We start from the raw sequence: 13,553 nt of genomic DNA on the forward strand, positions 1-13,553 counted from the left end.
CTAATGAAGTTCTGACTGCATCATAGCAGCTCTAATTAGGTGGCCAAATTAACTATGCCACTACACTAGGGGCAGAAAACGGCTGGTTGACAAGAGCATAGATTAAAAAGTCTCCGGCTTTCCTCCGTGACCTCTGTGTCTCTGTGGTGAAATCTTATCTTTCCAGAATACAAAAACCACAGAGAGCACGGAGTGGTTGAAGGTGTTGTTCTTCTGCGAGGTTTTCTCTGCGCCCCAGCGTCTTTGCGAGAGGGTTTGGTTTGACCGCCCAGATGTATGGTGTTTGCAAAGTCTTCCAGCAACGCCTGCAGGGCATTGCACATCAGCAGTTTAACTTGCTGGTGGGTTTTATGGTCAGGATACGGCCCTGTGCATCAAAGGCAATCTCCACCTGATCCCCTTTTTTCAACTGCGCTTCCAATCGGTGATTATTACGTAATTGATTGACCAATTGCGTGGTCAGCAGCACCAACTCCCGGTCGCATGTCTGCAGGCCCCAGCCATTCGCGGTTTCCACTAACTCGGCATTAAGCTTGTGATGGGTGGCCAGTACCTGCTGGCTTTGCATATACCTGGCGTAATTATCTGCATGTTGGATACGGGTTTGCTGGGCGGCCTGGCGGGCCAGCTCTAACGGCTGACTTTCTTCATACAGACGATGGACCTGAATGACATTATATTGTGGTTGAATCTGCCGGTGGCTAAGACCGACATATTGAAATAACACCAAAAGTGCGGCACACAGACTGACACCCAACGTCCAGTTCCACAAGTTAAAGCTTGCCCGAACTTGCGTTGATTTCGCCTTGGCCAGAATAAAGCTGCGAGTGCTGGCTGGCGCTTTGACGCTTTGTTTGCGTTTGTTGTACAAAGCGTCCAGAGAAGGATCATTCTTCACTGTGATCTCCAAGCTGTTGGCGTAGATGGTTTTTGGCATAGCGCAGACGACTCTTAATCGCTTCCTGACTATCGCCAGTAATCGCAGCAATGTCCTGCAGGCCAAAACCTTCCTGCTGCAACACAAAAGCTTCGCGTTGTAAAAAAGGCAAGGTTGCCAGGGCCTGGTTAAATGCCAGTTGAATATCACCCTGGTAACCTGTCGAAGTGCCAGATAAGTCCGTGCTTTCCATCAACGGCTGACGCTTAATGCGCCGGTATTCGTCCATTAGCAGATTACGCGCCAGGGTAAACAACCAGGCCTTAAACTGGCCATTGCTGTGGTACAAGTGACGTTTTTCCATCACTCTTAACCAGGCTCGCTGGGCAATCTCCCCGGCCATCTCAGGGTCTGAATTAGTTAGCAGATAGTGATAAAGGTCATTGGCACAATTGTCGTATAGCCTGGCGAGCAAAGCGGCATCACCACTTTGTACATAGCGCCCCATCAGCTCTTCATTGCTCAGCTCAAGGTGCAGAAAGGATTTAATCGCAATACTTAATGACATACGGCTCCCTGTTGCTATGGCCGTTTTACCAAACGGCCAAGGGGGTGTTTAATCGTCACATTGTTTTGCCAAACGGGTTGATAAACGGCAAAACCTTAGGTGCAAGATAAACAGCCCCTTACCTCAGTCTATTCGCTCAAATTAAAAGACAACAGTACAATTTGATCAGCTTGCGTGATGGCCTGGCCGTTATGAATCTGCGGTTTGTATTTCCAGCGCAGCAGTGCCCGCTTGGCCTCACGGTCAAATACCCGGGCTGGCTCGGCCTGTACAATCCGTACATTGACGACCCGGCCTGTAGGGTCAATATCAAACATCAGTTTTACCCAGCCCTCTGTACCGTCGCGAAGCGCTTCCAGCGGGTAATCAGGATCATAGCGTACCATTGGTGTTGCTTGCCCTTCTGTCATGCCCAGCGTTGGCATATCACTTATTCTTGTATTCAGCGCCAGTTGCGGTACGAACTCGTTAATACCCGGATCCAAATTCTCTACTATCGGTGCCAGTGGCGGGGTTTCGGGTTTTACTCTTGGCTCAGGTGGCGGGGGGAGCACCTTTTTCGTATGTGTCACCTGTGGCTCTGGCTCAAACACCGCATCAATCACTACTGTGGGGGGCGTATCGGCCACGGCCTGTTGGTCCACCCGGGTCAGTTGGTCCATTAACACAAATAAGGAAAAGGTCATCAGGCTGGCCAGCAGCGTGATGGTTAGCGCCCTAGGCAGGGCGCTAACCATTGGCTGGTGTTCTATGCGGTTTTGCATGGCGTGTTCTCCGTTGTGGTTTCAACAGTAAAACGCCCGACTGACGCAAAAAGGGTTAATTTATTCCAGTGCCAGGGCAATTCGCCCCTGATCACCAACCACTAGCAGGTAACTGCGACCAAAAGAGGCATCACATAAGTTGACCGGTATCTGATTGATTTTCAGGCCACCGTTACATTGCTGCACAGACTGAAAATCCGATACTTTGCCTGCGGTGAGGGTGAGCTGATTGTCATTCTGACTGGCGTGCAAATCCGCCTGGGTGGCAAACAGCCTGACTCTAATCACGCCTTCCTTATTGGATTCATGCTTCTCAAACAGGCTATGCGACAAGGCATCCCCAGATTTCCAGGCCAGCCACTGATAATGGCGATCACGTTTGACCTTGTGAGCTTCCTTGTAGCTGGCTTTACTGGCGTAAGGAGCATGTACATAGAAGCTCACTTCCCGCTCAACGTTATGTTCATGGCTTATCTGCTTGATTTCTTCCAGTCTGGCCAGATGAGCTACCTTGTACTTATCTTTGAACGGGTCGCGTTCATCGCCATCCAACTCGGAATTGGCCATATAGAAGTCCAGTTCCAGGTCGGTGGCATTTATTAATTGATAATCGCTTTTGTAATAGTCGCTGCCAAAGTTAGCGGTTTCGATATCTTCGCTAGAACAGGCACCGAGTGTCAGCATAGCTGAAGCAAGAAGGATTGTTCTCATGCTTAAAATTTCCTGTAGGTAACAAACAACATAAATTGCGTGGTAGAGGTGACATCCACTAAGGGACTCTGCTTGATGCTGTCATCCAGCCGTTCATGAGTAAGCTGGGCATTTACCGCCCATTGAGCCGCGAATGGGTAGATAAGCTGGACTGACGCCTGATAGTTGGTAGCGGCGTCGGCCTGATAGGCAAAACGGCCCTGCGCCGGATTAATATTGTCGCCATTAATGCCGTACAGATAATCGGCATACTTGTCACTTAACCAACGAAAACCGCCGCCCAGTTTTACCTGCACACCACGATTACCCTGGTATACCGGATACATGTAGATCAGGCTTGCAGAGGTACCTTTGGACTTGTCAGACACATCCTGACTGACCGTGGCACTCAGATGCTGCCAGTTCATATCCAGTCTGGCAGCCACTTCGCCGTCTGGTGCATGGTAGCCGTCAAATACCGGGTCGTCTGACAAGTCATCATTAAAGTTGAACATGCTGTCATAGCCTTCATCCCGGTAATCCAGGCCTGCTGACAGCGCCACCGGCCATTGTTCATCCGACAAGCGATACTGAAAAATGCCGCTTTGCATACCAAAATGCCAGCGGCCGTATTCCGCATCAATGTATGGCAATACGGCATACTGTACCGGCATATCTTTCCATGGGGTCTCATGCACAATAGCACCGCCACCTACGGACAAAGTCCAGTTGTCGGCCTTTACCCAACCTCCGCTTACCAGGTATAAGAACACCGTGATCCAGAATAAATAGTTTTTCATCGCCAGACTCTCCATGATTGAATTGTGAGCAGGTTAGCTTTGCGGATGGATGCCAGCATGTGACAAATGTCATGCGCTCAGTGTTCGTGGTGGAATCGTGACATTTGCCCTATTCGGGCCCTTCAAGCGGTATGCGATACTGACAATATGAAAAGAACCAACAGACTAAAATACAAAGTGATCGGGCTTGAGCTTGGTCTTGGACTGCTGACTTGGACGGTGATCAGCTTCGTGACCTTGTACTTTTGGTTGCACGGTGATGCAAATTTTCAGTCTTATCTTGCCCCCAATCCCATGGCCATTGCATTTGTTTGTCTGCTGTTGGTGTTGTTTCTGGCTGGATATCTTGAGCGCCTGTTAGGGCGACGCGCTCTGTGGATCGGGCCGCTTGTGCAGTTTTTATGCTTACTCGCACTGATGTGGCTGTTCCCTAATGGACTGGTGCTGGTGCTTGGCATTATGTTGGTGGCGCATTTGGGGGAATTGTTTGTTAAGCCTTGGATCTGTGTGCTTATCTGTCTGATTATTCCCGCCATAAATTTTTTATGGTCGCCAATGGAATATGGATTGGTAAATACCGCATTGTTTATCACCCTGAATCTGTTCGCCTTGTTGGTTTCTACCCGCCTGGAGGCAGAGCGGCGCGCCAAGGAAGCCAATGCACATTTATTGCGGGAACTTCGCGCCACCCAAAGCTTGCTGCATACCACAACCAGGCGGGATGAGCGCTTACGTATCGCCCGCGATCTGCATGACGTGCTTGGTCATCACTTGACCGCACTGAGCATACAACTGGAAGTGGCGAATCAGTTGAGCCGCGATACGGCACAAAAACATATTCAGCGAGCCCAAGAGCTGGCTAAGTTATTGCTGTCTGACGTGCGTGAGGCGGTGGCGGATATTCGCCGCAGCAATCAATTGGATATCGCGTCTGCCATCCAAACCCTGATTCAGGATTTGAACAGTCTGGATATTGCACTGGAAGTAGCCGACGACTTAGTGATTACCGATGCCAGGGTGGCTGAAGCCTTGTTTCGTTGTGCTCAGGAGGCTATCACTAATGTGCTCAAACACAGCGATGCCAACCATTGTCGGTTGCGCTTGGACAAACATCAGGGCGTGGTAAAGTTACTGGTGGCAGACAATGGCAGTAATAACAAACAAGTGGTTGCGGGCCATGGTCTGTCCGGCATGCGTGAGCGTTTAAACAAGTTGGATGGCGATCTGCAGTTTGAAAATAGTGGGTCAGGCTTTTGTCTGATAGCCAGCGTACCGGATAGCTAAGTATGAATGTCAGGATAGTATTGATAGACGACCAGAATCTGGTTCGTGAAGGCATCAAGAGCCTGCTGCAACTTAAACCCGGTCTGAATGTTGTCGCCGAAGCGGATGATGGCAGTGCAGCAGAAACACTGGTGCGCCAGCACCAACCCGATGTGCTGTTACTGGATATCCGTATGCCCAGGGTGACCGGCCTGGATGTGCTGCAGCAATTTAAATCCGCAGGCATTCATGTGCCGGTGCTCATTCTGACCACCTTTGATGACCATGATCTGGTATTGGATTGCATTAAGCTGGGGGCCAAAGGCTATTTGCGCAAAGATGTCAGCTTTGAGGTGCTAACCAACGCCATACTCAATCTGGCCCAGGGCAAAAGCTGGTTGCAACCTGCGGTGACCTGCCGGGTGGAGAAAGCCAGAGACAGCGAAGATTCACCCACTGCATTGATTGAACAGTTAACCGACATAGAAGTGCAAGTGCTGCGATTGGTGGCGGCCGGTTATTCCAACCATGAAATCGCCGATGCGCTGTATAAGTCGGTAGGCACTATCCGTAATCAGGTGTCGTCGATACTGGCCAAACTGGAGGTCAGGGACAGAACCCGTGCCGTGCTTAAGGCGCTGGATCTTGGCCTGATATAAAGGTTTCAAACTGATTGGGAAGATAGTCAGCTAACTTACCGGCCAGTGCCACATATTGACTCAGCGCGCGGGGCAGAGTTTGCGCTATGGCGTCCAACTGCTCTGCCAGTCCGCTATTACCCTTATCGGCAGCCTGTTGCAGGGCCAGCGGTACATTGGCAAAAGTACTGAACAGCCTGAGCAGGTGGCTCAGTTCGCTGGCGGCTTGCGGCGCATACTGCTGATTCTGCTTTTGCATCGCTGTCCAGGCCTGTTGCCAGGTGCTATGCAGGTGTTGGTGGCCCAGCAGACAGCCACTCATCCATTGGCTTAACGGGTCTTCTATGGTCAGGCCCTGATGATAACGGCAAATATCCGGCAACAATGGTCCTTCATCGCGCATCTTGCCAAGCCCATGTTTAAAGCTGTCCATTAATACCTGGGTTAACTGTTCTGCCTGGTTGGGCTGCAGATCTTCAGCGCTGATCAATACCCAGGGCATCCATTGCTGAGGCGGGGGAATTTGCGGGGCGGCACAAACGGCGAAAATCAGTCCCTCCACTTCGTGTGCGGCCCGTAAGTGCTGCGGCAAATCCTCACACAATTGCAGCAGGGCGCGATGCTGAGACTCAGATTTGCCAGTCATAGCTTGGTTGTCCTGGTTGGTTTTGCACCTGACGCGCAGGATCCAGCAGATAAAGCTGGGCGTTTGGCGGCGGTGCATGCAGCTGGTGGCAGGTCAGGCGCTGATAATGCTGCATAAAGCGTGCAAGCGCCTGTTTACTCATACCCTGACCACGGCGCGCGATGAGCTTTTGCTCTTGTTCGGCACGCCATCTTTGCACGCTTTGCCAGTCTGGTGCTTGCAGCACCAATAGTTTATCCAACTGGGCAAACAAGCGCTGATATTCCCCGGCCAGTTGTGTATTGACGTATTGACGCCAACTGCCGTCGCTGTCTTCATTTTCCTCCAGCTCATTCACTGGTGTCTTTAGCTGCGCTTGTGACTGCGGTAAGGCCCCCAGACACCAACCCTCCAGGATTAGAATATCCACCGGTCCCTGCAGCCAGTGGCCTTCCAGTGCCCGGTCATCTGTAGCTTTGTCAAAGCGCGGCAGATTAAGCTCCAGCCCGGCACGAAAACGGCGAATAATCTCCATACCCAGATTAATATCATGGGTGCCGGGTACCCCGCGGGTGGCCAGTAAGGGGTGCACCTGGGCGGCCAGCCAGCGGCGGTGAGGCTTGGGATAATACAGGTCATCCAGCGATAAAATGGCCACCTGCAGACCAAACTCCTGGGCGACAACAGCTTGCAGGTATTTCACCAGGGTGGATTTACCACTGCCCTGTGCGCCATTGATGCCCAGTACTTTCGGGGCATTGCGCACTGCCAGACTGCTGGCAAGTGGCCACCATTGACGATGCAATAGCTGCAAGGCCTGTGGGGATAAATCCAGTAATTGAGTCAGTTGAGCAAGGCTGCTGGGTAACATAGTGGCATCCGAAACACGCTTATATCTATTACAACAGAAATTGCTCTGTGTAGTAATAACGAAGACGGGATTAAATGCCACTGAAGGTTGCGCTGGTCGCAGATTAAACGGTATCCATCGGTCCAGCCTTGACCAGAATGTTGTTGGAGATGTTATACTGTCACCAGTTTTTGGTCTAAGCAGTTTGCTCATGAAATTACGCCTATCCCCTGTTCTTTTAGCGCTTCTCCCGGTATTCGGCTGGGCTGATGACAAGCCCACCCAGAAGGATGAACATGATATTGAAACACTTATTATCAATGCTTCACCGATTAAACGTACGGTATTGGAGTCGGCCACACCGGTATCTATTCTAAGTGGCGAAGAGCTGGATCAAAATCAGGCGGCCACCCTGGGTGAAACCCTGAAAAATACCCCTGGGGTAAACAGCTCGTACTTTGGTCCGGTGTCCAGCAGCCCGATTATTCGTGGCCTGGATGGCCCGAGGATTAAAGTAGTGCAAAATGGCCTGGATGCGTCAGATGCTTCAAGGGTGGGGCCTGATCACGCAGTCGCCACCGAAGCCTCTACCGCCACTCAGATTGAGGTGTTACGCGGCCCAGCTACTTTACTATATGGCAGCGGTGCCATTGGTGGCGTGGTCAACGTCGTGGACAACCGCTTGCCGCAGCAAACCCAGGACGGCCTGAGCGGCGAAGTGATGGGTTTTTATGACACGGTGTCCAACGAGAAAAGCGTCTCTACCGATCTGAATGGTGGGGCTGGCAACTTCGCCTGGCACCTGGATGCCTTTAGTCGCAAAACCGACAATTTTGAGATCCCCGGCGAGGCCGAATTGCATCATGACGGCGACGGCCAGCAAGAAGAACATGAAGAGCCCAGCGGCTACCTGCAAAATTCAGCCATAGATGCCCAGGGCTTTACCCTGGGCAGCGGCTGGATTACCGACGATTTCCGCCTGGCTCTGTCTTATGGTCGTTTGGAATCCGACTATGGCGTACCTGGTCATTCCCATGAGCATGAACATGAGGAAGGCGAGCACGAAGAAGCCAACCACAACGAAGAATCCGTGTATGCCAGCCTTAAGCAGGACAGATTCCAGGCTGTGGCCGATTGGATGAATTTATCGGGCCCGTTCCAGGCGGTGCATTGGCACAGTGGTTATACCGACTATCAGCACAGCGAAATAGAAGACGGGCAGGTCGGTACCACCTTTAAAAACGATACGCTGGAATCACGCCTGTGGGCCGAACATCAGCCGCTGTTTGGTTGGGAAGGGGTCGTGGGATTGCACTACAACGATGGTGAGTTTTCGGCCACCGGTGAGGAAGCCTTTACCCCACCAACCGACAGCCAGAGCCTGGCCATGTTTGTGCTGGAAGAGAAACGCAGCGGTGATCTGTTGTGGCAACTTGGCTTACGCTTGGAAAAGGTGCGTCATCAGGCCGACAACCGCTTCTTTGATGCCCTGGCTCACGAGCACGAAGAACATGATGATGAAGGCGAAGAACAACACCACGAGATTCATTTTGACCAGCAGCGCTATACCAGCCTGAGTGCGTCAGCCGGCGTGGTTTGGACCCTGGATGAGCATCAGTCGCTGGCGTTTAACTATGCGTTTTCCCAGCGCGCTCCGTCTGCTTCGGAAATTTTCGCCAATGGCCCGCATATCGGCACCGGCACCTATGAGGTCGGCGGCGGTTTTGCTATCCACGAGCATGACGATGAGCATATTCTGGAACAGGCCGAGGCCAAAATGGACAAAGAAGTGTCCAATAACCTGGATGTCAGCTACCGCTATCATGCCGAGCAGTGGCATGCGTCGGTCAGCCTGTTCTACAACCATGTAGACAACTACATCTTCCAGCAGGATACCGGTCTGGTGATCAGCGACGGCCATCTGCACCATCATGATGACGAGCCTGCTGGCGAAGAAACCCATGATGAGCACGAACATGAGCATGGTGATGACCTGCCGGTGTTCCTGTTTGCACAGCAGGATGCCAAGCTGTATGGCTTTGAAGCCGAGGTGGACTGGCACTTTGCCGATAACTGGCGGGTAGATGCCTTTACCGATTACACAAGGGCTAAATTGGATGACGGTACTAACGTGCCGCGCATTCCGCCCCTGCGTGTTGGTGCGGCCCTGCACTTTGAATACGACAGGTGGCATGCAGAAGCCGGTGCAACCCGTTACAGCAAGCAAGACAAATACGCCAACTATGAAACCGCAACCGACGGCTACACTTTGGTGTCTGCCAGCGTCAATTACTATCTGCCCACGGATCTGGCCGATATCACCCTGTTCCTGAAAGGCGACAACCTCACCGATGAAGAAGCCAGGGTGCATTCGTCTTTCCTTAAGGACGTTGCCCCGCTGCCAGGTCGTTCTGTGCGCTTTGGGGTGAAAGGACGTTTCTAAGCAAGCTCCTGAAGCTGATGTTTTGTAAGGGATCCCAAGTGGATCCCTTATTGTTTTTGCGATCCTGATCTGCGTTAAGGATCCCTCAGGATCAAGGTATTAAGACCTGTCTGGCACTGATTGCAATCACGGCTTTTACGGTGCTTTAAGCATTTTCTTCAAAATAAAACACAGTTTTTTCCACAGGCATTGTGCAAAACGGTGCATAACTTTTGTACCTGAATAACATGCTTTTTGCACAATAAAACAAAGTGAACAGCCGTTATATCCGGGGATTTCAGATAGTTTTGCGGCATTAACGGCGAGCCGAAAGATTCAATCTGGTGACAGTGCTTAAGTTTTAATCCATTAAATCAAAAAATAATCCACAGGTAAGTGGCCAAGGCTGCTCAGTATTTCGCATGTGGTTGAATTATAAGATCAATAGCCATGATGATAAGATCCTTACCGGCCATAAGGATCCTGGCGGATCTGGCTAAAAGCCAGGCAATTCAATTACTTTGCCAGCAAGCTCAGCTTTCTGTGATCTCGGCAGCCACCAGTTTCAGATCGTCGACCAAGCAGGCCGCCGCCGGCGTCAGACCGCCTTCGGTACGCATGGTAATGCCCACCGGCCCTTTGCGCGCCAGGGCCGGCACCGGTAAACGGCATAATTCGCCGAGCTGCTCGTAAGTACGAAAGATCTGATAAGGCATCGCGGCGATCATATCGGTTTCACGCAGCAGGGTACGGTTGGTCAGCACCGATACCGACTCTACCACCGGTGCAGGCGAGGGCAGGCCCTGATCCCGGAAGTTCTGATCCAGTTCGCGGCGCAGGTAGGTCTGTGGTGACGGCAGGATCCAGTCTTCCTGTAACAGGTCTTCCAGGCTCAGTATCCCGCGATTACTCAGCGGGTGACCGGCCCGCGCCACGATCATGGTGGGTTCTTCATACAGTTCGATGGAGGTTAAGCCGTCATAGTCCTGGTGCTCCGGGATCCTGCCCACCACCAGATCCAGATCGCCCTGTACCAGATTGGGCAACAGCACATCCTGGGTACCTTCCACCACCGTCACGGAAATATTGGGTCGCTCGGCGCGCAGTCGCACCAATGCCTTGGGTAGCAGGGTTAAACTGGCGGTGATCAAGGTGCCTACCGTGACATGGCCGGACAACCCGCCTTGCAAAGAGGTAAGCTCCTCGCTGACATGTTTGATTTGCGACAGTACCAGTTTGGCATGTTTGATCAGTACCTCGCCGTACAGGGTGGGCACCACACCGCGGGACGAACGCTCGAATAAGGTCAGTTCATAAGCCGATTCTATGTCTCGGATAATCTTGGTGGCGGCAGGCTGAGCCATATTCATCAGCTGTGCGGCCTTAAAAATATTGCACTGCTCGCCCACCGTTACCAGTAGTTTCAGGTGTTTGAGCTTCATGCGGGCAACCATATCGCGTTGCAGTTTTTCTGGTGTCATGTTCAGGATCTCAGTGATTTTTACGATCAGCGGTGCGTATTTGTTATCAGTGAAAAGCTATAACAATGTGAATTTGCCAACCCTTTTATTATGTCTTACCACAGTTTTAGCTGGATAAGAAATACTCAATTTCAATTCCTGATGATTCTTCTCTGTTACACCCCTGCCTGCGCCAGCGGGCCAGGAGGTATAACTTTTATCTTATATCCAAGTCGGTAAATTCTATTTTTGTATTATGTTAACGGCCTGTAAAGTCATTCCAAGTCTCAGCTCTGCGTCTTGCAGCCACCAGAGAATCAGGAATGACATCGAGTATTTTGCATCACTATATCGCCGGCGAATTTGTCGACAGCAGCAAGCGTTTTGACAATATCAATCCGGTTAACGGCCAGCGTATTTGTCAGGTGGCCGAAGCCGATAAGAAGCAGGTCAATCAGGCCGTTATGGCGGCCAAAGCGGCCTTGCAGGGTCCCTGGGGCAACATGTCGGTGCAGCAGCGCGCCGCCCTGTTACACAAAGTCGCCGACGGTATTGAAGAGCGCTTTGATGAGTTTGTGGCCGCTGAAATGCGCGATACCGGTAAATCCCTGCAACAGGCCTCCAGTATTGATATCCCGCGCGGAGCAGCCAATTTTCGGGTGTTTGCCGATATGGTTAAAACCGCCGGTAGTGAGTGTTTTCATACCGACACACCGGATGGTAAAGGGGCACTGAACTACAGCCTGCCTAAACCCCTGGGCGTGGTGGCGGTTATCGCACCCTGGAATCTGCCGCTATTACTGCTGACCTGGAAGCTGGCACCGGCACTGGCGGCGGGCAACTGTATCGTCGCCAAACCGTCGGAAGAGACGCCGTCCAGCGCGACCTTACTGGCAGAAGTGATGCATGAAGCGGGTATCCCGCCTGGGGTATTCAACCTGATCCATGGCTTTGGCCCTAATTCAGCAGGCGAATATCTCACCAGCCATGCACACATTGACGCTATTACCTTTACCGGTGAATCCCGTACCGGCAGCGCCATTATGCGCGCAGCGGCAGAACATGTTAAACCCCTGTCTTTTGAACTGGGTGGCAAGAATGCGGCGATTATTTTTGACGACGCCGATTTTGATGCCGCAGTGCAAGGTACGGCCCGTTCTGTTTTCACCAACGGTGGCCAGGTTTGCCTCTGTACCGAGCGGGTCTATGTGCAGCGCCCTATCTTCGAACGCTTTGTCGCAGCACTAAAGCAAAAAGCCGAAGCCATGAAAATTGGCTGGCCCACGGATGCCGACACCGACATGGGGCCGCTGATCTCCTTTGAGCACCGCAACAAGGTGCTGTCTTATTACAAACTGGCGGCCGAAGAAGGGGCCAGCTTTGTCACCGGCGGTGGTGTGCCTGAATTTGGCGATGAACGCGATCAGGGCGCCTGGGTACAACCCACTCTTATTACCGGCCTTAGCGAAGAGGCACGCTGCGTAAAAGAAGAGATTTTCGGCCCGATTGCACATATTTGCCCCTTTGATACTGAAGAGCAGGCCATTGCGCTTGCCAATAACAGTCGCTACGGCCTGGCAGCCGCAATCTGGACCCGGGATATCAGCCGTGGTCACCGGGTCGCCAAGCAAATGGAAGCCGGCATGATCTGGGTAAATACCTGGTATCTGCGCGATCTGCGCACCCCCTTTGGTGGGGTCAAGATGTCAGGTATTGGTCGTGAAGGCGGCCAGCATTCCCTGAATTTCTATGCCGAACCCAGCAATATCTGTATCAAGCTGTAAGAGGACATTATGCAATCACAAGCCACTGACGCTGAACTACGTGCTGCCTTGCAGTTGCGCCAGGCCCATCAATCCGGCCAGCCCTGCGCCCCGGTCAGAACCTTACTGGCAGACAGTGATCTGGACAGCGCCTATCGGGTACAACAGCTCAACAGCCAATATTGGCAGGAGCAGGGCCGCCGCCTGGTGGGGCGTAAAATCGGTCTGACCTCCAAGGTAGTGCAAACCCAACTTGGGGTAGACCAGCCGGACTTTGGCGCCTTGTTTGCCGATATGGCCATCGCCGAAGGCGAAGAAATCCCTTTTGCTGCGGTATTGCAGCCAAAAATAGAAGCCGAAGTGGCACTGGTACTGGAACAGGACCTGGCCATGGAACAGCCCACCCTGGCGGATTTGCTACGCGCCACCGCTTTTGCCCTGCCAGCCCTGGAAGTGGTTGGCAGCCGGGTTGCCAATTGGGACATTCGCATTGTGGATACTGTGGCCGACAACGCCTCAAGCGGTTTATATGTGTTGGGGGGAAAACCAACCTTGCTCAGCCAGGTTGACCTGAAACTCTGTGGTATGACGTTAAGCCGTCGCGGCGAACCGGTGTCCACCGGAGCCGGGGTGGCCTGTCTTGGCCATCCATTAAGTGCGGCCTTGTGGCTGGCAAAAACCATGGTGCGCCATGGCCAGCCGCTGCGCGCCGGCGATACCATTTTAACCGGCGCGCTGGGGCCCATGGTGCCAGTGCAGGCCGGGGATGTATTTGATTGTGAAATTAGCGGACTGGGCTCGGTACGTGCCAGTTTCGGTACCAATTAAGGAGC

At 52.3% G+C, this 13,553-nt stretch carries 13 protein-coding genes; 5 read left to right on the forward strand and 8 right to left on the reverse strand.

What is annotated here, in order from left to right; all coding sequences use genetic code 11:
- Positions 1–322: 322 nt before the first annotated feature.
- The 5 genes from ABD028_RS21050 to ABD028_RS21070 all read right to left on the reverse strand — a co-directional run bounded on the left by ABD028_RS21050 (position 323) and on the right by ABD028_RS21070 (position 3,699).
- Positions 323–898: a hypothetical protein gene (locus tag ABD028_RS21050; RefSeq protein ID WP_343847350.1), complete on the reverse strand. Its 576-nt coding sequence runs from the start codon at positions 896–898 to the stop codon at positions 323–325.
- Positions 888–1,445 (reverse strand): RNA polymerase sigma factor, encoded by a 558-nt coding sequence (locus tag ABD028_RS21055; protein ID WP_343847351.1) that lies wholly within the window; start codon positions 1,443–1,445, stop codon positions 888–890. Before ABD028_RS21055 ends, ABD028_RS21050 begins: the two co-directional genes overlap by 11 nt.
- A gap of 128 nt (positions 1,446–1,573) precedes the next feature.
- Positions 1,574–2,209 (reverse strand): TonB family protein, encoded by a 636-nt coding sequence (locus ABD028_RS21060; protein ID WP_343847352.1) that lies wholly within the window; start codon positions 2,207–2,209, stop codon positions 1,574–1,576.
- Between the two features lie 60 nt (positions 2,210–2,269).
- On the reverse strand, positions 2,270–2,920 hold the full coding sequence (locus ABD028_RS21065; protein WP_343847353.1) for a hypothetical protein: 651 nt from the start codon (positions 2,918–2,920) through the stop codon (positions 2,270–2,272).
- A 2-nt stretch (positions 2,921–2,922) separates the two neighbouring features.
- On the reverse strand, positions 2,923–3,699 hold the full coding sequence (locus tag ABD028_RS21070; protein ID WP_343847354.1) for a MipA/OmpV family protein: 777 nt from the start codon (positions 3,697–3,699) through the stop codon (positions 2,923–2,925).
- Positions 3,700–3,846: 147 nt separating this feature from the next.
- On the opposite strand from ABD028_RS21070, the gene ABD028_RS21075 reads away from it, so the two are divergent.
- Complete coding sequence (locus ABD028_RS21075) at positions 3,847–4,983, forward strand: sensor histidine kinase (RefSeq protein ID WP_343847355.1); 1,137 nt, start codon at positions 3,847–3,849, stop codon at positions 4,981–4,983.
- 2 nt (positions 4,984–4,985) lie between these two features.
- Entirely contained in the window at positions 4,986–5,621 is a 636-nt protein-coding gene (locus ABD028_RS21080; RefSeq protein WP_102797701.1) for a response regulator transcription factor, read from the forward strand.
- Here the strand turns inward: ABD028_RS21080 and ABD028_RS21085 are convergent.
- Positions 5,593–6,246 (reverse strand): UPF0149 family protein, encoded by a 654-nt coding sequence (locus tag ABD028_RS21085; RefSeq protein WP_343847356.1) that lies wholly within the window; start codon positions 6,244–6,246, stop codon positions 5,593–5,595. The two genes, ABD028_RS21080 and ABD028_RS21085, sit on opposite strands and share 29 nt — an antisense overlap.
- Entirely contained in the window at positions 6,230–7,096 is an 867-nt protein-coding gene (locus ABD028_RS21090) for a kinase (protein ID WP_343847357.1), read from the reverse strand. Before ABD028_RS21090 ends, ABD028_RS21085 begins: the two co-directional genes overlap by 17 nt.
- A gap of 190 nt (positions 7,097–7,286) precedes the next feature.
- Between ABD028_RS21090 and ABD028_RS21095 the strand changes: the two genes are divergently transcribed.
- Entirely contained in the window at positions 7,287–9,518 is a 2,232-nt protein-coding gene (locus tag ABD028_RS21095; RefSeq protein ID WP_343847358.1) for a TonB-dependent receptor domain-containing protein, read from the forward strand.
- Between the two features lie 512 nt (positions 9,519–10,030).
- On the opposite strand, the gene ABD028_RS21100 is transcribed toward ABD028_RS21095, so the two are convergent.
- Positions 10,031–10,978: a LysR family transcriptional regulator gene (locus tag ABD028_RS21100; protein WP_343847359.1), complete on the reverse strand. Its 948-nt coding sequence runs from the start codon at positions 10,976–10,978 to the stop codon at positions 10,031–10,033.
- Positions 10,979–11,280: 302 nt separating this feature from the next.
- Here ABD028_RS21100 and ABD028_RS21105 point away from each other — a divergent pair, with 302 nt between their 5' ends.
- Positions 11,281–12,741, forward strand: coding sequence for a 2-hydroxymuconic semialdehyde dehydrogenase (locus ABD028_RS21105; protein ID WP_102797696.1), 1,461 nt, complete (start codon positions 11,281–11,283; stop codon positions 12,739–12,741).
- 9 nt (positions 12,742–12,750) lie between these two features.
- A complete protein-coding gene (gene mhpD / locus ABD028_RS21110) occupies positions 12,751–13,548 on the forward strand; it encodes a 2-keto-4-pentenoate hydratase (protein WP_343847360.1) in 798 nt (265 codons plus the stop codon).
- Positions 13,549–13,553 lie beyond the last annotated feature (5 nt).

Origin of the sequence: Bowmanella denitrificans (assembly GCF_039522935.1) — a bacterium.
GTDB classification, from domain to species: domain Bacteria; phylum Pseudomonadota; class Gammaproteobacteria; order Enterobacterales; family Alteromonadaceae; genus Bowmanella; species Bowmanella denitrificans.